Raw genomic sequence first — 23,433 nt, forward strand, 5'->3', positions numbered from 1 at the left:
ATAAAAGGCTAATCATCATGTGGAACGAAAAAGGCAATAGCCATCTCCAACAACCCATCTTGCCGTCACTATTCAGCATTGGCGCCATTGGTTTGACCCTCGCTGGCGCGCTGATCTGGCAGTCTGAGTTTGCGTATGCGCTTGATTATGTTTCCTCGTACGTGGATGGTCTGCTGCGCTGGTGGTATGTGGCACTGGTTGCGTTTCTGACGGCATTTGTTATTTGGCTAGGGCTGGGGCGTTACAAGAACGTGCGCCTTGGTAAAGACTACGAACAACCGGAATACCGGCTTTTTCCCTGGTTGGCGATGCTGTTTGCGGCCGGCACGGGTGTGGGGCTGCTGTTCTGGAGCATCGCCGAGCCAATCATGCACTTTCAGGGTAACCCTTTTACTTCGGAGGGCTTTACTCCCTCCGCTGCGTCTACTGCAATTCAATTGTCGTTTTTCCACTGGGGGCTGAACGGATGGGCTATTTTTGCGTTGGTCGCGATTGCATTCGGATACTTCAGCTATCGCCATGATCTCCCGCTCGCGCCTCGATCAGCGCTGTACCCGTTTATTGGTGAAAGAATCTTTGGCTTTTGGGGGCACGTCGTTGACGCGCTCGCTGTTTTTGCGACTGTATTTGGTCTGGCGACGACGCTGGGGCTGGGAGCCCGTCAGACTGGCACGGGGCTCAAGTGGCTTTTCTCCGTGGAGGCGTCTCTTTGGGTGGAGCTGTCGGTGGTCGCCGTGGTTACTGTAATCGCGACGATTTCGGTGGTTTCTGGGGTCAGGCGGGGCGTGAAAATATTGAGTGAGGTAAATCTTTGGCTAACGCTGATTTTACTCGCCGCCTTTATGATTATTGGCCCCTTTGATTACATGGCAGGGTTGTTGGTGCAGGAAATTGGCGGTTACCTGGATAGTCTATTGATCATGACATTCTATGTTGGCGCCAATGAACCGGGAAATTGGCAATCGACCTGGACGGTGTTTTTCTGGGGCTGGTGGCTGGCCTGGTCACCTTTTGTCGGGTTGTTTATCGCCCGGATATCCCGCGGCCGCACCCTGAGAGAGTTTGTTTTCGGGGTTCTTCTCCTACCAACGCTGGTGACTTTTGTATGGATCTCGGTGATGGGGGGCGCTGCACTCCACAGCGAGCTATTCGGGGGTGGCGGAATTGTTGAGGCGGTCAATAAAGACATCGCCTATGCACTTTTCGCGACCATTGAGCACCTGCAGACGACTGACTCAATTAAATTTTTGATGGGTCTGGTGGCAACGCTCCTTATCAGCATCTACTTTATAACGTCTGCTGACTCCGGCGCATTGGTGGTCAATATCATTTTATCAGGAGGGCAGCTTGAGCCTCCCAAGGCGTCGAGAGCAGGCTGGGCCATTGGCAACGGAGTATTGACCGCGGTATTGCTAGTGGCGGGAGGTATTGCCGTCCTCCAGGATGCGGTCATCCTCGCGGCCCTGCCATTCTCGCTGGTTATCGTTGCTATGACAGCTGGCCTGTTGAAGGCGCTGCATCATGAGCCGCTGACGGCACCCCGGGAGGGTTGTAAGCAACACCGGGCCGCTGAGCCATGGACCGGATCGGATAAGGCATGACTGCACCCCTGAAAAGCTCACAACCAGGTTCAGCGACATGACCCCTGGCCCCGTGAGCGCAGGGCTGATGAGGTCTTCCAGATCGTAAGCCATGTTGGAAAGCGATAGCACCTTGGTTTACTCGTCTTCATCGGGGGGAGGGTGAGAGTATGCCGAATTGGACACTGCCCCCTCTGTCAAGGTTGTTGAAGCCATCTGGCTACAGTAGCATTCTCATGCCATCCCCCCAGGGGGGATAGGCCAAAAGCTGGTTTTGACCCTGGCCGGGATCGTTTATGGCTCAATGGCTTTGCTGGCTGATGGCCTGCACATGGGTTCGCACGCGGTGGCTCTGGGTATTGCCGCCTTCGCCTATGCGTATGCCAGGAAAAACGCGGGCAGCGCCAGGTTCTCTTTCGGGACGGGGAAGGTCAATGCGCTGGGCGGCTTTACCGGCGCGATTCTGCTGGCTGTCTTTGCGCTCTACATGGTCATCGAGAGCGTCGGGCGTTTTATTCAGCCCGTCCCCATTTCTTTCGATGGGGCTATTTTTGTGGCCATCATTGGCCTGGTGGTCAACGGGGTGTCAGCCTGGATACTGGGGGATGCAGGCCATGATCATGGTCACAGTCACGGCCATGATCACGGTCACCACCATCATCACCATGACCACAACCGCCGTGCGGCCTACCTTCATGTACTTGCGGATGCGCTGACGTCAGTCCTTGCTATTGTTGCCCTTCTGGCGGGTAAATATGCCGGGTGGAACTGGATGGACCCGATGATGGGGATTATCGGTGCGATTCTGGTAACCCGTTGGTCCTGGCATCTGCTGAAAGAGACCTCAAAGGTCCTCCTCGACGAGCAGCATCAGGACATGGAGGAAACCGTCAGACAGGCCGTCGAAGACGACGATGCCAAAGTCAGTGATCTGCATGTGTGGGCGATAGGCCCAAACATTCATGCGGCTATTGTCTCAGTCGTCTCGCATCAGCCCGAGTCGCCTACAGTCTATAAAAAGCGCATTCAGGCACACTGCCAGTCCCTGGTCAATCATGCCAATCACGCTTTCAAGATGGCCGTTTGCCCGCTTCAGACGTTTGATAATGTTCGGGTGAGATTGATGCGTGTGATCATTTACCATTTTTAATTCCTATCCCCCACGGGGGGATGGTATCCTCCGTTCTCGTTGAAATCCAACCACAGACTCGACGCAGTAGATTGATGATTTCGGCCATTCACCCGAGAAAACTGCTTCCAACGCTCGTCATACTCCTTGCATTGGCGGGCCTGTCACTGTCGGTGATTGGCGAGTCATTCTCTCATGGTGTGGCCAACTTGGCAGGCGACTGGGAATCGCAGTTTGACGGCCAAGCGAGCAGTCATGGTGCGCATGGACACACCCATGATTTTGACGAAGAGCCAGAGACATCATCAGTGCATCATGATGCTGGCAATCATACCCACGAGACAGTGGACCAGCTAAGGGTTCCCCTTATTTCCCAAAGCCTGACCGTTCTCCGGCAGCCCGTGCCCTTTGCCGATGATTTCCCCCGCAGCTTGCGCTATCGGCTCGAACGCCCTCCAAAAGCACTCCTTCCTGCTTGATTCTTGCCGCTTAGGCGGCCCGAGAAAACACATTCGATTGGAGTCTTTATGTTGTCAAACTTGACAGGCCGATGCCGTGGTGTGTCCTCAACGGGCACAGGCAATCGCCTACTCTGGATATTTCTGACTTTGGGCTTGCTGGGGCTGAGTACCGACGTACTCGCCCATGCCGTGGCTCAGGGCGACAAGGGGTACATCCAGGAAATTACCGGGATAAACCTTATTTCGTTCATCTACCTGGGGGCCAAACACATGGTCACCGGCTATGACCACCTGCTGTTCCTGCTGGGTGTCATCTTCTTCCTCTACCAGATGAAGCACATCGCGATCTACGTGAGCCTGTTTGCCCTCGGGCATTCCACCACCATGTTGTTGGGCGTCTATTTCAACGTGGGCATCAACAGCTACCTCATTGATGCGATTATCGGTCTGTCCATCGTCTACAAGGCACTGGACAACATCGGTGCCTATCAGCGTTGGTTTGGCTTTCAGCCCAACACCAAGGCCGCCACGCTGATTTTCGGGTTCTTCCATGGTTTCGGCCTGTCCACCAAGATCATCGAATACGACATCTCGCCGGACGGCCTGATTCCGAACCTCCTCGCCTTCAATGTGGGTGTGGAAATCGGACAGCTCATCGCCCTGGCCATGATCCTCATTGCTATCAGCTTCTGGCGTAAAACCGACGGCTTTTTCCGCCATGCCTACACCGCCAACGTGGCCATGATGAGTGCAGGTTTTCTGCTCTTTGGCTATCAGCTCACCGGTTACTTTGTCGCCTGATTCTGGAGATTTTTTATGTACAACACCGATATACCCAACCGTGAAGAACTGCCCAGCACTGCCAAACTGGTTCGATCCACCATCATTGCCGCTATTGTGGCGCTGGTTCTGCTGGTAACCGTGGTCATGCCCGCCGAGTACGCCCTGGACCCAACCGGCGCAGGTCGCCTTTTAGGCCTGACTGAAATGGGTGAGATCAAGGAGCAGCTCGCCGAAGAGGCTGCTGCTGACGAGGCTGTTCAGATGGTTGCTGTTCAATCCTCAACTGAGCGACAGGCGCCGGAAGTCAATGCACCTGTCGTGGATGAAGCCGTTGAGAAGCCAGCCCCCTCACCGGAAGCAGAGGTTGCGCCTTCTGAGCCAGAATCTGCGCCTGCACCAGAAATTGCGGAACCGCAGTGGCAGGATGAAGTGCGCGTGATTCTCACACCGGGAGAAGGCACCGAATTCAAACTTACTATGGAGGAAGGTGCTACAGCCCGGTTCTCCTGGGTGTCAGAAGGTGGCCCGATCAACTTCGATACCCATGGTGATGGAGGTGGCCAGTCAATTTCCTACGAAAAAGGCCGGGGCGTGCCTGAAGACGAAGGCGAGCTGGAGGCAGCCTTTACCGGCAATCATGGCTGGTTTTTCAGAAATCGGAACGACAACGACATCACTCTGGTACTGCGTACCGGAGGAGACTACGGGCAGTTTAAAAAGATGTTGTGACGTTCACCAACGAATAAGCGCCGAGGGGTCTCCGGGCCTATGCTTTCATAGGTCCGGACCGTGCTTAAGTAACTTAATGTTCTACAGTTCGCTAAACCAAAAATCTGGAATTCTTCATTAATGCGATCAAATATTGGCTCATTGAAAAGGTAATAATCACACCTGAAAAACCGGAGCGAATCCACCTCCGGGGGTACGAAAATTGGTTGTCTGGCCTTGGTATATCCTCGCCGCAACCAGCATACTTTTGCCGGCGTAGGTATACAGCCGAATGTCGACTTTTCGGGTGACCACTGCATCGTCAATTCTCAGGGTTCGTTCTCCAGCGGGGACAAGGTCCTGGGCGATGTAGCCACCATTCAGGATGTTCTCGAAAACGCGCCGGGTTAGTTTGTCGCCCCGGTAGACGCCTTTGCTGCCATGGCCGGCAACCGGCTTGAAGAACAGATGACGTCGCGCACTCCACAACTCAGCCGCGTCGTTCCTCGAAACCTGCCTGGTTTTCGGCACGGCTCTCTCCAGGTAGCCTGCATCGGCCTCATTGAGCCCCCAGTCTCGAAGGGAGTGGGGTGCGGATAGCAGGGCCAGGTTTCGCTTGTCAGCCAGCACAGCGTGCACATGGGGATTAGGCGTTACCACCACGGCGCCATCCAGATAGGCATGCCTTAATGCCGCATGGGGCGCGGCGTCCAATGCGAAGTCCACCAGACGGTTGTAGACCATATCAATGGGCTTACCGCGGGCTGTCAGCGTACCGCCGGCATACTGAAGCTCCTGTGGATCGAGTATCAATGTATCAATTCCTTTGGCTCGGAGAATCTGTTGGGCCAACTGGAATTCGGGGAACATAAATTGTGTCTTTGGGGCATCGTCTACTATGGCCAGGCAACTGGGCCCGAAATTGTCGTGCTGGCTTTGCCACTCCTGTTTGAACATTGAGAACACCGCGTCCTCGAATCCGTCGAGCGGCTGCTGGGGTGTTGTGGGTTGTTGAGATGGGTCGCAGCAATTGCGCTGGGCTCTCGACAAGACAAGGTTCAGGAAGGCGCCACCGGCGTTGGTGTTGATTTCGATCAGCCGGGGGCCGTCGGGACCCATGTGAAAATCATAGCCCATGAACGCCCCGATGGGCCCTGGATTGAACTGTGCGATTTCCGGTGCCCAGGAAAGTACTCGTTCTCGGTACGAGGGAAGCTCTGAGGCCGCTTCAATCGACTGAACGATCCTCTCCATCTCCGCTATGTCGGCTCGGGGTACGAAAACCGGTGTGTTTGAAAAAAGGTGATCGAACTCCGGGAGCGTTGACAGTTCGCTTCCAGCATCTGAAAGCTGGTTGTGGAGGCTCTTGTTGAGGGCTATTCGGTCAAGAGTGATGCAGTAGCATTGGCGGTTGAGTTCGTTGGCCCGGCTGTTTGCTATTCGTCTGTTCTCATAAATAGGTTCCGGCATCTGGAGTCCGTCATTCGAGGTTTGCAATGGTTGAAACGGCTTACTTAATGCTCGAAGAATCTATCTTGCATTTGTGATTTGCGTCAAATAGATCCACATCTTGTGTCTGTTTTCAGGTCTGTTTTCAGGTCTGTTTCAGTTCCGCGTGTTGAACTACTGCTAGGTAAATTGGTGCTTGCCATCTATCTTCGACTCTCACAATGGGCGGCGATCTCTCCCGTCGATGGCAGCCTTTTGATCACCAGTCGGGCCGAAGCCAAGCTCTGGGTGCTTGATCCGGGCTCTCTGGAGATTATCGATGACGTTTCTTTGGACGGGATAGGTCACCAAATATCGCTAGAGGCATACTAGCCAGTAAGCCCCACTGACAAGCTTTTCCCAAAGGGAATCTATATGGATAAGCGTTTCAAGATTACGTTGGCAATTTTTGCGGTCATCGCTTTGGTTTTGCTCTGGGGCGAACATAAGGTTCACCTTCTGGGTGCTTTGCCGTGGTTAATCCTTCTGGCATGCCCGTTTATTCATATGTTTATGCATGGAGGGCATGGGAATCACGGTGGCCATAATCACCACGATCAACCGGAAGGCAAGAGTGGAGGCCAACGCGATGACTGATGCTTCGTCCGATTACGGTCTTTGGGGACTGGTGGTTCTAAACTCGGTGATCTTTATTTTCTTCGCTTTCAGTTTTTTTAAGCCACAGACCCAACGAGACTGGCGATCCTTCGGTGCGTTCAGCGCGTTTCTCGTGGCATTATTCACAGAGATGTATGGGTTCCCGCTGACACTCTATTTCCTGTCCGGTTGGCTTCAGACCCAATACCCGGATGTGAATTGGCTTGCCCACGATAGCGGGCACTTGCTTGAAATGCTCTTTGGTTGGCAGGGTTCTCCCCATTTCGGCCCCTTCCACTTGTTGAGTACGGTGTTTATAGGTGGAGGTTTTTACTTGATTGCCGCCGGATGGCGAACCCTGTACGCGGCGCAAAAAGAGCGAAAGCTGGCTACGACGGGGCTCTATTCGTATGTTCGGCATCCTCAGTATGTCGGCTTTGTCTTGATTATGTTTGGCTTCCTTCTGCAGTGGCCAACACTTATAACTCTGGCGATGTTTCCGGTTTTGCTCTGGATGTATGCCCGCTTATCGATCAGTGAGGAACGAGAGGCAGAGAAAACGTTCGGGGAAGCCTGGCGGCACTATGCCAACAAAACTCCCAGGTTTTTGCCGCGGTTGCGCGGATTGGGGCGGCAAGCTTGAACAAAAGCTCTACTCATCTGCCGGGTAGACAAAGGAGCTGTTGGTGAGCCTGTCACTTTCGATACGTTCAGTCGCCGGAATGGTTCTTGTTGCCTTTCTTTGGGCGATCTGCTTTCCTTTTATTGTGGTGGGATTGCCGGACGCGCCACCCTTGCTTTTTGCCGCTTTACGCGCATTGTTGGCAGGGTTGTGTCTGATTCTGATCGCTTTTACAAAAGATGGTCGGCCCAGTTATTCGCTTCGCCAGCTCCTGATACTGGCCGCAATTGGCTTCAGTTACACGGGCATGGGGCTTGGAGGGATGTTTTTAGGAGCTGGCAAACTGGGGCCAGGACTTGCAACCGTTCTGGCTAATGCGCAACCGCTGTTTGCGGCGGTTCTTTCATTTTTTATCGTCCGAGAGGTTGTGACCGGGCGTGTGTTTGTAGGCCTTTTGATCGGTTTTATTGGTGTTGTGGTGCTAGCGATGCCAGAGATGGAATTTGGTAACGCCAGATTTTCAGGGGCCGTCTATGTTCTTGGTGGTGCCATTGGAACCGCCATTGGAAACGTGCTGCTTAAATACCAGGCCGGCAGCGATGATATCTATTGGTCAATGGGCATCCAGCTTGTCATAGGCTCAGTGTTTCTGGGAATAGCATCCGTGAGCCTGGGCGAGGGCTTCGAGATTGATTGGACCTGGTCATTTACGACGGCCATGTTCGTTCTGGCCATTCCGGCAACGGCAATGATGGTTGTGCTCTGGTATGCCTTGCTCGCCAGCGCGCCCTTGAACAGCCTCAATTCGTTTACCTTTTTAACGCCTGTTTTCGGTCTCGCTATCGGAATGCTTTTGTTCGGCGAAACTTTCACATCACTGGAGATGATCGGGATAGGAATCACAATTGTCGGCTTGGTGATCGTTGTCAAAGCGCCTGGGAAAACAGCAAGCGGTTCCGCTGTCGGGGAACAGGCAAAGGTGATCCGTAGCTCATAGTAGAAAAGGGAGTAGTCAATGAGAGTCTGGATCAGCGTTCTCCTTTTGTTTGCCGCATCAGGCCGTCTTGTTGCGGGCCCTCCCTCGGCAGTTTCCTTGATTGAAGGCATGGAACAGACTCTGTGGTCCGACAGCAATCACGGCCGTTTCACTATGTGGATCGAGTCTGAGTACTGGACTCGCACACTGGAACTGGAAGCCTGGATGAATCGTCCGGAGCATACGTTGATTCGCATTCACGCGCCCAAAAAAGAGGCCGGCATCGGCTCGCTGCGCATCGGCGATGCCATGTGGAATTACTTGCCCAAAGTTGATCGCACCATCAAGATCCCACCGTCGATGATGCTCCAGCCATGGATGGGCTCCAACTTCAGCAACGACGACCTGGTCAAGGAAAGCTCGTTCGTCGAGGACTACACCCACGAATTGGTCGAAACCGACGATTCCGGTGAGGTGCCTGTGTATCGGGTTGTCTCGACGCCCCGACCTGATGCCCCGGTAGTGTGGAGCCGTCTTGAATTCAATGTTCGGGAGGACTCGATCCCGGTTTCGCTTGCCTACTACGACGAGCGCGATCAGATCGTCAAGCGCATGACCTATGACCAGATCGAAACCATGGATGGGCGCCGGATACCCACCCGCTGGACGATGGTGGACGCCGATAACCCCGAGTCCCGCACGGTGATCACGATTGAGTCTATTGAATTCGACCTGTCGATCGATGAAGAGGTGTTTTCATTGCGCCGGCTGCGCAACCCACAGTGAGGGCCCGGCATGAGCATCGTCAATGTGGAGAAAGTCTCGCGAATTTACCGTCAGGATTCCATCGCCGTCAAGGCCCTGGATGAGGTGTCGGTCGCGATCGAGGCCGGGGAGTTCACAACCTTGGTGGGCCCGTCTGGATCGGGTAAAACCACGCTATTGAATCAGATTGGAGCCCTGGACGAGCCGGATAGCGGGCGCATTCAGGTGGCGGGTGAGGAAATCACCGGGCTTAGCCGAAAGAAGCGGACCCTTTTGCGGCTGTGGAAGGTTGGCTTTGTATTTCAGGAATACAACCTGATTGGCGTGCTGTCGGCTCAGGAGAACGTCGAGTATGTGCTGATGCTGCGCGGAGTGCCGTTTCGGGAGCGCCGTGCCGAGGCCCGGCGTATTCTGGTGGAGGTCGGCCTGCAAGGGCTGGAGCGGCGCCTGCCCCATGAACTGTCTGGCGGCCAGCAACAGCGTGTTGCGGTGGCCCGGGCGATTGTCAGCAAGCCCGCGATTGTCCTGGCCGACGAGCCCACGGCCAATCTCGATTCCACGACCGGCGCGGCGCTACTGGACTTGATGCGTAAGCTCAATGCCGAGCATGGCATTACCTTTGTCTTCTCCACCCATGACCCGATGGTGATGGAACGCGCGCGGCGGGTAATCCATCTCCGCGATGGCCGCGTCGAACGTGAGGAAATACGGTCGTGATGGCGTGGCTACGTCTGGCTTTTGGCAATCTTCGGGTCAATCGTCGGCGTACGGTCATCACACTGTTGTCGGTGGCCGTCGGTGTCGGTGGGCTAGTGTTTCTCTGGGCATTCATTGATGGCATCAACGCCCAGATGATCAACAACATGACTGGCTATGTGACCGGCGACCTGAAGGTACATCAGCGGGGCTTTCACGATGACCGGGAGATGAACATTGCCCTGGCCGAGCGCTGGAATCTCACAGAGGAGGTATCGGCCGTAGCCGGTGTGGCGGCAACCACCCCCCGGGTGACGGGCCATGCCCTGGCCAGCCGTGAGGACCAGTCACGGGCATTACAGGTGATGGGCGTCGACAGCGCGACGGAGCCACGGGTCACCCGGCTTGACCGGTCGATTGTCCGTGGTCGCTACCTGGAGCGCGGCAATGAAATTCTTGTTGGCGTCGATGCCGCCGGTGCCCTGGATGTCTCCCCGGGCGACGAGCTGGTACTGGTGGTGCAGGCGTCGGACGGCTCTATTGGCGCCGACCGGTTCGAAGTGGTGGGCGTATTCGAGACCGGTATCAAGCGTATTGATGGCTTCGTGGGCCAGATGCCCTTGGCCTCTGCCCAGGCGCTGTATGCCTTTCAGGGGCGGTTTACCGAGATTGCGTCCCGCGTAGAGGATTCCGACCGGCTTGAAGCGGTGGTTGCAGGCCTGCGGAATCAGATGCAGGCCTGGAACGTAGAAGTCCTGGGGTGGCCAGCGCTGATGCCGTCGCTGGTGCAAATGGTTGCGTTTCACGATGCTGTCGCCTACATCGTGATCTTCGTGGTGTTTGTGGTGGTGGCGGCCGGCATCGTCAACACCATTCTGATGTCGGTACTGGAGCGTGGCCGGGAATTCGGTGTAATGATGGCGTTGGGTACGCCCAGCAGTCGTATTGTCTGGCTGGTGCTTCTGGAAACAGCCATCCTGGCGGGCCTGGGATACCTGTTGGGTCTGGCATTGGGGCTGTCACTGACGGGCTATTTCGGTACCCATGGGCTGGACTTCAGCGCCTATATCAAGGCCATGGATACCATGCCGGGCCTGAGCGGTATCGTCTATCCCACCATTGAATTCCAGCGTCTGGTGGTGATTGGCATCGTGGTTATATCGGTGGCTCTGTTGGCAGCGGCCATCCCGGCCTGGAAGGCCAGCCGCAACAGTCCATTGGAGGCGATGGGCGCACGTCGCACTATGATCAACCGTATCCGCCGGATCCACTGGCAGGTGACGTCTGATCATCGACTGCTGATATTCGCGCAAATGGCACTGCGCTCCGTATTCCGCAATCCACGACGGTCAGTGATCACCGCCTCGGCCACTGCGTTCGGGCTGGCGGCCTATCTGTTCTTATACGCTTTCGCCGATGGTTTCTTTGAGCAGATGATTCACAATTCGACACAGCAGCTTAGCGGGCATGTGCAGGTAATGGCGCAGGGCCACGACGTCGATCTGTCGCCAGCTTTTCGCATTGCCGACAGTCAGGCACTGCAGCAGCAGTTGCAGGCGCGTCTTGAGGTTGAGGCTGCCGCACCCAGGGTATTGCTGCGTGCCATGGTGGCAAACCCCGGGAAGAGTCTGCCGGTGGAGCTGGTGGGTATTGCACCGGAGCAGGAGAGGGCGGTTACGGAACTTTTCAGATACATGGAGCAGGGCACTTATGTTCAATCCGGGGAGGCGGGAATTGTGATTGGCCAGAAACTGGCCGAGGAGTTGGGTGCCCGGCTGGGGGACAAGCTGGTCATTACGGTCCAGCAGGCTGGCGGAGATCTTGCTTCCAGTGCCCAGGCCATTCTCGGTATCTATCGCACTGGCAGTGACCTTTTCGACACAGAGTATGTCTTCACCAATATCAACGCAGCCCGCCGCCTGGGTGGCCTGCTGGAAGACGAAGTCTCGCGGATCGTGTTGAGGCTGTCAGACCGCGCAGAGAGTGCGGCCCTGGCAAGAACCCTGAACCAGTCGCTGCCTCTGACTAACGACGGACTGGAGGCCCAGGGCTGGGAAACCCTGCTCCCGGTGGTTGTGCAGATGGTGGAAATGAGCCAGGTGGATTTCTATCTCATTCTGTCGGTGGTCTTTGTCGTGGTGGCCATCGGGGTCATGAATACCATGGTGATGTCGGTGATGGAGCGGACCCGGGAACTGGGCGTCATGCTGGCACTGGGAACCCGAGGTGTCCAGTTGCTGCTGACGATTGTGTTCGAGGCGTTCTTTCTGGCGGTACTGGGCATGGTGGCCGGAACCCTGGCGGGCGGTGCGCTGGTCTACTGGCTGAACCAGGCCGGCATTGACCTGTCCTCGATCAGCGGGGCGCTGGAAACCATTCCGGGCATTACCGACCGGGTCTATCCGGTGCTGATGTTTGATCATGTCTGGCTGCCCAGCCTGCTGCTGTTTCTCTGTTCGGTGACGGTGGCGCTGTATCCGGCATGGCGGGCGGCGCGGCTGGACCCGGTCGAGGCCATTCATCATGGCTAGGCACTGGCAAGTGGCGTCAGGGCTGGTCTGCCTGATGCTGGCTTCAGGTGTTGAGGCCGGGTTCAGCCAGTCCGGATCGCTGAAGAATCTCAGCGTCGGCTCGCGCTCGTTGATCGACGGTGATCGCTACGTTTCGAACCTTACCCGCCTGCGTCTGAACCCCCGATATCGATATCAGGACTGGATTGTGGACGCGGCCTACGACCTGGAACTGGTTTCGGGCAGTTTTCTGGACAGCCCGGAGTTCGCCTTGCTCCGGGATGCCCCGGAACCTCGCTACTGGGATCTGCAGGGGGATATTCACGAGTCGGGGACATTGCTGGCGCGCCACCAGTTCTATCGTGGCACGGTGCAGTGGCGGTCGCCGGCCGGTGATTTCCGCTTCGGCCGCCAGCAGGTGAACTGGTCCACGGCCCTGATCTGGAACCCGATGGACATCCTCAATCCTGTCAGCCCTTTGCAACTGGAGCCGGATGAACGGGTGGGTGTGGACGCCATTCTCTGGGACAAACCCTGGGGAGCCTTAGGACGCATCAGCGCTGTCCATGCCCCGCAACACAATGACGGCGAGGCCAGTACGGCAGCCCGGGTCAAGCGCTATATTGGTGGTGTAGATGCCGGGCTGATGGCAGGTGAGTTTGCCGATGTCACCAGGATAGGCTTTGACGGCAGTGGCTCGGTGATCGGCACCGGTTGGCGCACGGAATTCGTCTGGAGCGACCCGGACGCCAGCGACAGCTACTGGCAGGGAGTGGCGGATCTGAATTGGTCGTTTCGCAATGGGTTCAACCTGGCACTGGAATATTTCTACAACGGCCGGCCCGTACCGCCGGGAAACTCTGGCCTTGGAAACCTGCTGTCCACAGATCCGCTCTATGCCGGGCGCCATTATACCGGGTTGCTCGCATGGCAGGATATCAACCCGTTTTGGCAGTATCGGGTAGTGGCCATTCGCAATGTTGATGATGCAAGCTGGGTACTCTATCCCCGGTCCACCTGGACGCCTCCCTTCAGCCAGGAAATCTATCTCACAGCCGGAGCCCAATGGTTTGGTGGTAACGACACCAGCGAGTACGGAATGCTTGAGCCTCTGGGATTGGTGGAGATGCAATGGTACTTCTGAATATTCTGTCTGGTCGTATTTTGGCGCCCACAATCAAAGAAGTATCACTCTACCCAGGCGTTCCTTTATATGTACATTTCAGCAAATGAATCGTGTGGCGGTTTAATGGGCAGTTATTTAGTGTATAGGCCACTCGACGGTCATCTTTTTTTAAGAGGTGTCAGAAATTCAGGTTTGTTTCAGGGTATTGTGTTTTACTTTGCAGTACATGGGGCAGTCATCGTACCTGACACGATTGTCCTTTGTGTTGTCTCAGGTTTGTCCTTGCCGCAGAAGCCTCTGCGGCTTTTTTATGCGCTGAAATGTGCTTGCTCGTCTTTATGTGCTATACCACTGAGACCCTCAGGTATATCACATTGTTGGGCTGGTGGTAAAGGCTTTATATTCAGAAAATAATTGCCGATCCTGTCTGATGAGTTTTTTAAAGCATCAGTTTTCGGAGTGATTCTGGATAGTTAATGAAAAACCAAAGATTCTCTCGGTTTTTATCACATGAAACACAAATTGAGCCAGATCAAAATATCCTGAAAACCCAGGTAAGTTCAGTTAGAGTTCAGGTTTGAGATTTAGCATGGCGTACCTGAACAGATTAACAGACTTCTGTGGAGACCTACCCTTGGCTATTCCTGCTCGCTATTTCAGATCCGCCATCTTCGGGGCGTTGGTTTTGACCAGCCTGCCCGGTTGGGCGGAGCCCAGACTTCAACTGGCGAATGTGATTGATGCCGCCATTGAATACGATCCATGGCTTCGCCAGAGTGCCCAGATACAGCAAGCATTACTGGAGGAGTCCATTGCCGAGGGGGCCCTGCCCGACCCTCGGCTGTCACTTGGCGCCGCGAATCTGCCCGTGGACACGTTCGACACCGGGCAGGAAGCGATGACCCAGGCCACGGTCGGAATCTCGCAGCGGATTCCGCGCGGCGACAGCCTGCAGTTGTCGCAGGACAGGAAAGAAGAGCTGGCGCAGGAGCAACCTTTTCAGAGGGAGAACCGGCGCGCCAGGGTGGTGGAAACGGTGACCCGCCTCTGGCTTGATGTGTGGGAGGCACAACAGAGCATCGGTCTGATTGAGGATAACAGGGATCTTTTCGAGCAGCTGTCCGACGTAGCCGAGGCGGGTTACATAACCGCCACCATGATCTCACGGCAGCAGGACGTTGTCCGGGGCACCCTGGAGCTTACGCGCCTGGATGACCGGCTGACCGACCTGAGGCTGAAGCTGCAATCAAGTCAGGAAGCTCTGGGTGAGTGGATCGGGTCGAAAAATGCCTCGCTGGAGGTAACCGAAACGGTGCCCCCCGAACTGCTGACAGCGCCTCGGGACGGCTGGTCGGAAACCAGTGCGGGCACCCTTATCCGTCACCCCCTGATCCGTTCCACGGACCAGCAGATCAAGGCCCGGGCCATTGATGTGGATCTTGCCCGCGAGGCTTACAAGCCCGAATGGACGGTTTCTGCGCAATATGGCTACCGGGATCGCGTGCCCGGCGGGCAGGACCGGGCGGATCTCTTCTCCGTGGGGATTGGTTTTGATCTCCCGCTGTTTACCGGCAATCTCCAGGACCGGAAGCTGAACGCCTCAGCGGCCCGGCTCGAAGCAGAAAAGACAGAGCGAGTTTTGCAGCTTCGCGTGATTCAGGCAAGGGCCCGTTCAGCCCTTGCCCGGATTAAACGGCTTGATGACCGCATCGGGATATACCAGCAGTTCTTGCTGCCGCAAATGGAAGAGCAGGCCGAGGCCGCACTGACCGCCTATAACAACGACGACGGCGATTTCGCCGAAGCCGTACGTGCGCGGATCGACGATCTCAACGCCAAGATTGAGCTGATCGGGATGACCGCGGAGCGGGCCCGGAACTTCGCCAGTTTCCGTTACCTGACCTCAGGCTCTTCCGAAGTACCTTCACTTTCACAGACTCGCTATCAGGACTGACCATCATGGCTAATTTTGTTCGCCCGCTGGGCTTTATACTGCTTGGTGGCATTGCCGGGGCCGGGGCGGCCTATTGGCTGGCCTCCGAAACCGCAACGGCACCAGCGTCCGCGGAAAAGAAACCCTTGTACTGGGTGTCACCCATGGACGCCAGCTTCAGAAGTGACAAACCGGGCAAGTCGCCCATGGGCATGGATCTGGTTCCGGTTTACGAGGACAGCGGGAGCGCTGACGACTCGCCAGGCACCGTCCGGGTTGCGCCGAACATTGTCAATAACCTGGGCGTTCGCACGGACGAGGCCATCAGGGGGCAGTTGCCCAGCAATATTATTACCGTGGGCTACGTGCAGTATAACGAAGACGAGTTGTACCACATGCACCCCCGTGTTGAAGGGTGGATCGAGAAACTTTATGTAAAGTCCGAGGGCGACCCGGTTGAGAAGGGCAAGCCTGTTTACACCCTCTACTCACCCACCCTGGTGAATGCCCAGGAGGAATTGCTCCTGGCACTGGACCGGAAAAACCCGCGCCTGATCAGGGCGGCCGAGGAGCGTTTGTCGTCGCTGAATGTCTCGGACCGTTTGATCCGGACACTCAGGCAGACCCGGGATGTGCAGCGGACCATAACTTTCTATGCCCCGGCTTCCGGGGTTATTGATGTCCTGAATGTCCGTGAGGGTGCATTCGTCAAGCCCGGAGATAAGGTTGTGTCCATCGGTTCGCTTGACGAGGTCTGGGTGATCGGGGAGGTGTTCGAGAGCCAGCTCTGGGCCATCAGTGCCGGCGATCCGGTAGAGATGACCCTGGACTACATGCCCGGGCGCAGCTGGATGGGGAGCGTGGACTACGTGTACCCGGAAATCAATCTCGAGACCCGGACCGCACAGGTCAGGATGCGCTTTGACAATGCCGATGGCATGTTGCAGCCGGGCATGTTCGCCAGCGTCGACATACAGGGCGATCCCAGTGAAAGGCGCACCCTGGTGCCCCGGGAATCCGTTATCCGCACCGGGCAGACCGACCGCGTTGTTCTGGCCCTGGAAGAAGGCGCCTTCAAATCGGTTAACGTTACCACCGGACGGGTCGGGAACAGGTATGCCGAGATTCTGGAAGGCGTCGTTCCCGGCGACCAGGTGGTGGTCTCGGCGCAGTTCCTGATTGACTCTGAATCCAGCAAGACATCGGATTTCCGGCGGATGTCCCCGCCGCCCACAGGGGCGATGGACCCGGATATGAACCATTCCGGGCACGCCATGGGCGCGGGCAAGGCTGATGCCAAGGGCAGCCCTGAAACCATGAATCATGAGGGGATGGATCAGAACCCAATGAACCAGGGCGAAATGGACCACGGCAAGATGGATCAGGGCGAAATGGACCATGGCAAGATGAACCAGGGCGAAATGGACCATGACGGAGGCGCCTCATGATTGCGTCGGTCATTAACTGGTCTGTCCAGAACCGTTTTCTGGTCATGCTTGCCGCCGTATTGCTGACCGGGTTCGGGCTCTACTCGGTGTCAAAGACGCCGGTGGATGCCCTGCCGGATCTCTCGGATGTCCAGGTTATCGTTAAAACCAGCTACCCCGGCCAGGCCCCGCAGGTGGTGGAAGATCAGGTGACCTATCCGCTGACCACGGCCATGCTCTCGGTGCCGGGTGCGGTGACGGTCCGGGGCTACTCGTTCTTCGGCGACTCCTACGTCTATATCATCTTTGATGAAGATACGGACATGTACTGGGCCCGCTCCCGGGTGCTGGAATACCTGTCGCAGGTAATACCCAGCCTGCCTGAATCGGCCCGGCCTCAACTGGGGCCGGATGCGACCGGGGTCGGCTGGGTTTACCTGTATGCCCTGGTTGACCGGACAGGGAACAACGACCTGAGCCAACTGACCACTCTGCAGAACTGGTTTCTGAAGTACGAGCTGCAGACAGTGCCCGGTGTCTCGGAAGTGTCCACGGTCGGCGGCATGGTCAAGCAGTACCAGGTCAAGGTGAATCCCGAAAAACTCCGGGCATTCGGTATCCCCCTGTCCCACATCCAGAACAGCATCAAGCGGGGCAACAAGGAAATCGGTGCATCGGTGATCGAGATGGCCGAGGCGGAATACATTGTCCGCTCGACTGGCTATATCCAGTCCCGTGAAGACCTCTTGTCGATTCCACTGGGTCTTGACGTAAATGGCACGCCGGTCCTGATGAAGGATGTGGCAAGCGTTGAGATCGGGCCGCAGGCGAGACGTGGCGTTGTGGAACTCAACGGCAACGGGGAGACCATTGGCGGCATTGTGGTAATGCGGTTTGGTGAAAATGCCCAGAAAACCATTAATGGTGTGAAGGCCAAGCTGGAAGAGTTGCAGTCGAGCCTGCCCGAAGGTGTTGAGGTGGTGACGGTTTACGATCGCTCTGGCCTGATCGAGCGCGCGGTCAATAACCTCGGGTTCAAGCTGCTCGAGGAATTTGTGGTGGTGGCCCTGGTGTGTATGGTTTTCCTGTTCCACGTCCGCTCGTCGCTGGTGGCAATTATCAGCCTGCCGGTGGGCATCCTGACCGCCTTTATCGTCATGTACTTTCAGGGTATCAATGCCAATATCATGTCGCTCGGGGGGATCGCCATTGCCATCGGCGCCATGATCGACGGCGCTATCGTGCTCATCGAGAACATGCATAAGCATATGGAGAGAACACCGCTGACGCCTGAGAACCGATGGGAAATAGTTGCCAGGTCGGCCTCGGAGGTCGGGCCGGCGCTGTTTTTCTCGCTGTTGATCATCACTGTCAGTTTTGTGCCGGTGTTTGCCCTGGAAGCCCAGGAAGGGCGGATGTTTGCGCCCCTGGCGTTCACTAAGACCTACGCCATGGCGGCCAGTGCCGCTCTCGCAGTGACGCTGGTCCCGGTGCTCATGGGTTACTTCATTCGTGGCAAGGTGCTGCCGGAGCACAAGAATCCGCTGAACCGGCTGCTGGTCGCCGCCTATATGCCGGCCCTGAAGCTGGTGCTCCGGTTTCCGCTGTCAACGGTTCTGGTATCGGTACTGGTTCTGGTTGTCGGCCTGTGGCCGGCAACCAAGATCGGGAGTGAATTCATTCCCAACCTGGATGAGGGCGACCTGATGTACATGCCCACCACCTACCCCGCCATCTCGATTGCCGAGGCCAGGAGGCTGGTGCAGCAGACGGACAAGCTTATCGCCACGGTGCCCGAAGTGAAAACCGTGTTTGGCAAGGTGGGGCGGGCGGATACCGCTACCGACCCGGCGCCGCTGACCATGGTTGAGACCTTTATCCAGCTTAAGCCCAAGGATCAGTGGCGGGATGGAATGACCACCGATAAGCTCAAGCAGGAGCTCAATTCGCTGATTCGCTTCCCGGGGGTCACCAATGCCTGGGTCATGCCGATCAAAACCCGCATCGATATGCTGGCAACAGGTATAAAAACTCCTGTGGGCATCAAGGTGGCCGGCCCGGATCTCTCGGTTATCCAGCGCATCGGTAAACGCCTTGAGGAGATACTGGAGAAGGTTCCCGGCACCAGTTCTGTCTACTCCGAGCGGGTCGCCGGCGGGCGCTATATCAAGGTGGATATTGACCGGGAGCGTGCCGCCCGCTACGGCCTGAATATCGACGATGTTCAGCAGGTTGTGGCCTCGGCCATTGGCGGAATCAACGTGGCGCAGACCATCGAAGGGCTTGAGCGCTTCCCGGTCAACCTCCGCTACCCGGAGGATTATCGGGACTCACCCGAAAAACTGAAGCAGCTCCCCGTGGTGACGGAATCCGGCCAGCGGATTTCCCTGGCCGACGTGGCCGATATCCGGGTGGAGGACGGGCCGCCCTCCATCAAGAGTGAAAACGCCCGCCTCAATGGCTGGAGCTATGTGGATATCGAGGGTGTGGATATCGGCACCTATGTGCAGCAGGCGCAGGCCGCCGTGAAGGAGGAGCTGGATCTGCCCGCCGGTTACTCCGTCAACTGGTCTGGCCAGTATGAGTACATGCTTCGCGCCAAGCAGAAACTGACCCTGGTGGTTCCGGTGACACTGGGTGTTATTGTCCTGCTGCTGTTCCTGAACTTCGGGCGCTTTGCGGAAGTGGGTATCATCATGGCTACCCTGCCTTTCGCGTTGGTTGGCGCCTTCTGGCTGATGTATCTGCTGGGTTACAACTTCTCGGTTGCCGTCGGCGTCGGTTTCATTGCCCTGGCCGGTGTTGCTGTGGAGATTGGTGTGATCATGCTGGTCTATCTCAATCAGTCCTACGAATCGATGCTGGAAACCTGTGAAAAGAACGGGCTGAAACCAAGGCGGGAAAACCTTCGCCATGCAGTGCTTCATGGCGCCGGAATGAGGGTGCGGCCGATAATGATGACCGCGGCCGCCATCATCGGCGGGCTGATACCGGTCATGATGGGTGGCGGAACCGGATCGGAAGTCATGGGGCGGATTGCCGCGCCCATGGTCGGAGGCATGATCAGTGCCGTGATTCTGGCACTGCTGGTGATACCGGTAGGTTACTATCTCTGGAAACGCAGGAGTTTTTCCGAAGCGTAAAGAAAGTTAGACCTCGCCATATTGCTTTCGAGAATCTGGCGAGGTCTGATGATGCAGCGGTGTCTGGGTAATGTTGTTATAAAGCAAGAGCCTGGGTATGGAGTCCCGGGCAGATACTCTGGCAACATATTTCCCGGGGGAGGTTTCCTGCCCTCTAAAAGGCCGAGAACAGCAGCGATGGGGTAGGCCCAAATTTGATGGGGTTCAATCATGTCTCGCATGGAGTCCTCGTGCCTTTGTGGTTCGCCATTCGTTTGGAATCTGCATGATGAGGTATGTCACATAGCGCGCCGGTTAACTATGTTTATAGGTATTTGCCCCCTCGTGCTTGTAGTCAGGGTGTTCAAATTCCAGTGTTGAATGAGTTACGCTGAACTCTTTCTCCAAAGCCTGTTTTATCCCGTCCTTGATTTTCTCAAGTTCATTCCACGCACTCATCTCGACAACCACACGGGCGTCGAGCGAGGCATCATGCTCACCCACCTGCCAAAAATGTACGGGGTGAAGTCGATAACTCCTTCTAAGTCTGATACTGCCCCAATGACGGAATCTGTGCCGATATCCTCGGGACTCCCCAGCATGAGTGTTCTGATGGTCCCGCCAATTTCTGTCAGGTCCAGGTAGAGAATATAGCTGGCCATGCCAATGGTGATTGCGGAATCAACCCAGCGCATGTCGTAGAGCAAGATAAGAGCTCCGCCTATAACACTGCTATTGACGCAAACGCATCAGACAAGTTGTGTAAAACAACGCATGAATATTAACGCTGCCCTTCTGCATTGAGTAGGTCAGCAGCGCGCTCAACGCGTCCATTATCAGTGCAACAATGTAAGTCAGACTACCCAACACCCCTTGAGTTCCAGCGGATCTGGGAACCGCATGACACCCTCGTATATCAGGTAGGGCCCTATCATGATCAAGGTGGTGTATTTAACAGCGCAACACCTACCTTTATTCGCCCGTAGCCGAAGGTCAGCTTTTATTCAGCCGGGCGACGCGCAATTTTACGGGCCGCGAACGCGATAATCAGCGATGCCATGTCCCAGAAGTTATGTATAGCATCGGCAATCAGCGCCAAGCTGCCGGCAAAGTCCTTTCCGCGATCTGGACGAGAGTCAGGATGCCGTTTGCCCAGATGGCTACTGCAACCCGTTTATGCTTGGTTTCAGGGGGAATGTGAAATAGCTGTATACTGAAAAAGTGTGCTTTCCCTCATATAGGTTTCGAAGTAATGCGGGAAGAAGCGTTAATTGGTTGCTTCCAATGTTCGCATTGCGACCAAAGGTTTCGACAACAAGGCGTTTTGGATTCATAGATAACGCGGAGTGGCTGTGCCTTGGAGATGGTGAGGTGGAAACCGTGCAATGGTCTTTTTACTGAGTGATATAGCAGCGGCCTAAAGTGACTGGGCTCCAGCAAGGCACAATTTGGGCACAGGCAAATAAAAAAGGCCTGCGTTTTCACGCAAGCCTTTGAAAATAATGGCGCGCCCGATAGGATTCGAACCTATGACCTTTGCCTCCGGAGGGCAACGCTCTATCCAGCTGAGCTACGGGCGCTTCGAGCTCGACGATGACTCGCCGATTTCGAGTGCGCAATCTTACGTGCGTAGCGGGTGTCTGTCCAGCCCCCGGCGGCAAGTCCTGACCTCAGTTCTGGGGTAGTCGCTGCTCGGGGGTAATCGATACCAGATTGTTGTCATTGCTGAAGGTGACCTCGCCATCCTGGATGGTCACCTGGAAGCTCATGGACCGGTCCGCGAGCGCTGCCAGGGCCTCAGTGCTGTCGCCGGGTAGGTGAACAATGGTGAGGTTGTCGAAACGTTCCAGCTTGCCGTGATGTTTGTCCCACCAGACTGGGAATGCGCGATCGCCATAGGTGTAGAGGATCACTTTCCCGGCGCGGTTGCAGGCCTTCCTTATTCGGTCTTCTTCTGGCAGGCCAAGCTCGATCCATAATTCAATTTCGCCGGTCAGGTCTTTCTGCCACAGCTCTGGCTCATCATCGGTGCTCAGGCCTTTGGTAAATTCGAGGGTGTCGCCGGCGTTCAGGGCAAAGGCAAGCAGCCGGATCATCACGCGCAGGTCCGTTTCCGACGGATGCTGGGCGATGGTCAATTGATGATCCGCGTAGTAGTGACGGTCCATGTCGGCGATGTTGAGCGTCGCCTTGAGGATGGTTGCTTTGAGCGCCATGGGCTTCCTGCATTGGTATCGGGATAGGGGTTTGGGCTAGTGTAATGCAATTCTTTCCCGGGTGAGTGTAAGCGCATGCCGATGTTGCGTGGTTTTCTGGTTCTGGTGCTGTTTTTTATTCTTGGCGAGTCTGTGCGCCTGCTTCTGGCGTTGCCGGTGAGTGGCGGCGTGCTGGGGATGGTGGTCATTACCTTCACGCTGATGCTTAAAGGCAACGTGAGTGATGATCTTGCTCGGGCCAGCCAGGGGCTGATATCGGTGCTGGTGCTCTTGATCATGCCGGGGGTGGTGGGTGTGTTTTTCACGGCGAACCAGTTCTCCGGGCAGTGGCTGGCGGTTGCGGCGGCATTGCTGGTGGGCACCTTTCTCAGTGTGCTGACGACGTTGTTGTTGATGAAAGCGGTGACGAAAAGAGGCGTTAGCGATGGTGAGTGAGCTACTCGCGCGCTTCCAGGCCCTGCCGGAGTCGCTTGCCGCCACCCCGATTCTTGCGATCGGTTTGACCCTCGGTGCCTTCTTTGCCGGCAACTGGCTGTTCTCCCGCATTGGCCGGCCTATCTGGCTGCCGCCGGTTGTTTTGTCTGCGTGTCTTTTATCTGGCTTCATCGCGTTGGCGGTGGATTACCAGGATTACCAGCAGGGCGCGCGCTGGCTGACGGTGTTGCTGGGGCCTGCCACCGTCGCCCTCGGGATTCCCTTGTACCAGCAGGTGCACCATATCCGTGCCATGTGGCGCCCGATTGTGGTCACGCTGCCGATTGCCGCCACCATGGCGGCGGTTTACGCCGTGGTGATTGGCTGGGCGTTGGGCGCGACGCCGGAGGTGCTGGCGTCACTGGCCCCCAAGTCGGTTACTGCGCCTATCGCCATCGGTATTACCGAGCAGTTGGGCGGTTCTGTGCCCCTGATGATGGGCGGGCTTCTGATCACCGGCGTGGTGGCAACCCTCTTCGTAGACCTGCTCGCGCGGCTTTTGCCTGTTGAGGACGAACGGATTCTGGGCTTTGCCCTGGGGCTGAATGGCCATGCCATCGGAACCGCCAGGGCGTTTGAAATCAGCCATAGCGCCGGCGCGTTTGCGTCTCTGGGAATGGGACTTACCGGTGTGTTTACTGCCCTGATCCTGCCTCTGGTTTTCCGGCTGTAAGTCTGCGCCAAATCAGGTCATTCACCTGGCGTATAGCCCCATGTCGCAATTTCGATTGCCCTAAGTGTTTTCCGAGACTAGCTTGTTGGCCAGGCATTCGGCGCCGTTCTGCGCCGATGTTCCGTGAAAATTCCTAAAACAGCGACG

20 protein-coding genes, 1 tRNA gene and 2 pseudogenes are annotated in these 23,433 nt (G+C 56.3%); 17 read left to right on the top strand and 6 right to left on the bottom strand.

Going from position 1 to position 23,433, the window contains the following annotated elements:
• Positions 1-17 precede the first annotated feature (17 nt).
• Positions 18-1,601 carry a BCCT family transporter gene (locus tag AC13E3_RS05110; protein ID WP_008169995.1) on the top strand — a complete coding sequence of 528 codons (1,584 nt, stop codon included), beginning with the start codon at positions 18-20 and terminating at the stop codon, positions 1,599-1,601.
• Between the two features lie 253 nt (positions 1,602-1,854).
• Positions 1,855-2,604: pseudogene (gene dmeF, locus AC13E3_RS05115) on the top strand (CDF family Co(II)/Ni(II) efflux transporter DmeF); the annotation flags it as partial.
• A gap of 18 nt (positions 2,605-2,622) precedes the next feature.
• On the opposite strand, the pseudogene AC13E3_RS05120 reads toward dmeF, so the two are convergent.
• Positions 2,623-2,724, bottom strand: a pseudogene (locus AC13E3_RS05120) (metal-sensing transcriptional repressor); the annotation flags it as partial.
• Positions 2,725-2,804: 80 nt separating this feature from the next.
• On the opposite strand from AC13E3_RS05120, the gene AC13E3_RS05125 reads away from it, so the two are divergent.
• Genes AC13E3_RS05125 through AC13E3_RS05135 form a run of 3 tightly spaced genes read left to right on the top strand, consistent with a single transcriptional unit; the run spans position 2,805 to position 4,682 of the window.
• Positions 2,805-3,188 (top strand): hypothetical protein, encoded by a 384-nt coding sequence (locus tag AC13E3_RS05125; protein ID WP_273085705.1) that lies wholly within the window; start codon positions 2,805-2,807, stop codon positions 3,186-3,188.
• A gap of 48 nt (positions 3,189-3,236) precedes the next feature.
• A complete protein-coding gene (locus tag AC13E3_RS05130) occupies positions 3,237-3,971 on the top strand; it encodes a HupE/UreJ family protein (protein ID WP_175497415.1) in 735 nt (244 codons plus the stop codon).
• A gap of 15 nt (positions 3,972-3,986) precedes the next feature.
• A complete protein-coding gene (locus AC13E3_RS05135) occupies positions 3,987-4,682 on the top strand; it encodes a hypothetical protein (protein ID WP_008169988.1) in 696 nt (231 codons plus the stop codon).
• 156 nt (positions 4,683-4,838) lie between these two features.
• Here AC13E3_RS05135 and AC13E3_RS05140 read toward each other — a convergent pair whose 3' ends face one another.
• Positions 4,839-6,131, bottom strand: coding sequence for an ATP-grasp domain-containing protein (locus AC13E3_RS05140; protein WP_199453472.1), 1,293 nt, complete (start codon positions 6,129-6,131; stop codon positions 4,839-4,841).
• Between the two features lie 393 nt (positions 6,132-6,524).
• On the opposite strand from AC13E3_RS05140, the gene AC13E3_RS05145 reads away from it, so the two are divergent.
• From AC13E3_RS05145 to AC13E3_RS05190, 10 genes are all read left to right on the top strand, one after another.
• On the top strand, positions 6,525-6,746 hold the full coding sequence (locus tag AC13E3_RS05145; RefSeq protein ID WP_081467492.1) for a DUF2933 domain-containing protein: 222 nt from the start codon (positions 6,525-6,527) through the stop codon (positions 6,744-6,746).
• Complete coding sequence (locus tag AC13E3_RS05150) at positions 6,739-7,389, top strand: methyltransferase family protein (protein WP_039881797.1); 651 nt, start codon at positions 6,739-6,741, stop codon at positions 7,387-7,389. Before AC13E3_RS05145 ends, AC13E3_RS05150 begins: the two co-directional genes overlap by 8 nt.
• Before the next feature lie 43 nt (positions 7,390-7,432).
• Positions 7,433-8,365: a DMT family transporter gene (locus AC13E3_RS05155; RefSeq protein ID WP_482901789.1), complete on the top strand. Its 933-nt coding sequence runs from the start codon at positions 7,433-7,435 to the stop codon at positions 8,363-8,365.
• A gap of 18 nt (positions 8,366-8,383) precedes the next feature.
• Positions 8,384-9,130: an outer membrane lipoprotein-sorting protein gene (locus AC13E3_RS05160; protein ID WP_482901790.1), complete on the top strand. Its 747-nt coding sequence runs from the start codon at positions 8,384-8,386 to the stop codon at positions 9,128-9,130.
• A gap of 9 nt (positions 9,131-9,139) precedes the next feature.
• Positions 9,140-9,826, top strand: a complete 687-nt coding sequence (locus tag AC13E3_RS05165; RefSeq protein ID WP_092033491.1) for an ABC transporter ATP-binding protein — start codon at positions 9,140-9,142, stop codon at positions 9,824-9,826.
• Positions 9,826-12,336, top strand: coding sequence for an FtsX-like permease family protein (locus AC13E3_RS05170; RefSeq protein WP_482901791.1), 2,511 nt, complete (start codon positions 9,826-9,828; stop codon positions 12,334-12,336). Before AC13E3_RS05165 ends, AC13E3_RS05170 begins: the two co-directional genes overlap by 1 nt.
• Positions 12,329-13,459, top strand: a complete 1,131-nt coding sequence (locus AC13E3_RS05175) for a hypothetical protein (RefSeq protein ID WP_008169948.1) — start codon at positions 12,329-12,331, stop codon at positions 13,457-13,459. Before AC13E3_RS05170 ends, AC13E3_RS05175 begins: the two co-directional genes overlap by 8 nt.
• A 616-nt stretch (positions 13,460-14,075) precedes the next feature.
• Positions 14,076-15,395: a TolC family protein gene (locus AC13E3_RS05180; protein WP_288944945.1), complete on the top strand. Its 1,320-nt coding sequence runs from the start codon at positions 14,076-14,078 to the stop codon at positions 15,393-15,395.
• Between the two features lie 5 nt (positions 15,396-15,400).
• Positions 15,401-16,822 carry an efflux RND transporter periplasmic adaptor subunit gene (locus AC13E3_RS05185; RefSeq protein ID WP_405418244.1) on the top strand — a complete coding sequence of 474 codons (1,422 nt, stop codon included), beginning with the start codon at positions 15,401-15,403 and terminating at the stop codon, positions 16,820-16,822.
• Positions 16,819-19,944 (top strand): efflux RND transporter permease subunit, encoded by a 3,126-nt coding sequence (locus AC13E3_RS05190; RefSeq protein WP_482901792.1) that lies wholly within the window; start codon positions 16,819-16,821, stop codon positions 19,942-19,944. The genes AC13E3_RS05185 and AC13E3_RS05190 overlap by 4 nt, the downstream gene beginning before the upstream one ends.
• A 434-nt stretch (positions 19,945-20,378) precedes the next feature.
• On the opposite strand, the gene AC13E3_RS05195 is transcribed toward AC13E3_RS05190, so the two are convergent.
• From AC13E3_RS05195 to AC13E3_RS05210, 4 genes are all read right to left on the bottom strand, one after another.
• Positions 20,379-20,630, bottom strand: coding sequence for a cation diffusion facilitator family transporter (locus tag AC13E3_RS05195; protein WP_228152694.1), 252 nt, complete (start codon positions 20,628-20,630; stop codon positions 20,379-20,381).
• Between the two features lie 293 nt (positions 20,631-20,923).
• Positions 20,924-20,983, bottom strand: coding sequence for a hypothetical protein (locus tag AC13E3_RS05200; protein ID WP_248185651.1), 60 nt, complete (start codon positions 20,981-20,983; stop codon positions 20,924-20,926).
• Between the two features lie 443 nt (positions 20,984-21,426).
• Positions 21,427-21,503, bottom strand: a tRNA-Arg gene (locus AC13E3_RS05205).
• A 90-nt stretch (positions 21,504-21,593) separates the two neighbouring features.
• Entirely contained in the window at positions 21,594-22,139 is a 546-nt protein-coding gene (locus AC13E3_RS05210; protein WP_008169944.1) for a YaeQ family protein, read from the bottom strand.
• A 75-nt stretch (positions 22,140-22,214) separates the two neighbouring features.
• Between AC13E3_RS05210 and AC13E3_RS05215 the strand changes: the two genes are divergently transcribed.
• A complete protein-coding gene (locus tag AC13E3_RS05215) occupies positions 22,215-22,574 on the top strand; it encodes a CidA/LrgA family protein (protein WP_008169943.1) in 360 nt (119 codons plus the stop codon).
• A complete protein-coding gene (locus tag AC13E3_RS05220) occupies positions 22,564-23,286 on the top strand; it encodes an LrgB family protein (protein WP_405418250.1) in 723 nt (240 codons plus the stop codon). The genes AC13E3_RS05215 and AC13E3_RS05220 overlap by 11 nt, the downstream gene beginning before the upstream one ends.
• Positions 23,287-23,433: the final 147 nt, after the last annotated feature.

This window comes from Marinobacter sp. L-80 (assembly GCF_056859395.1).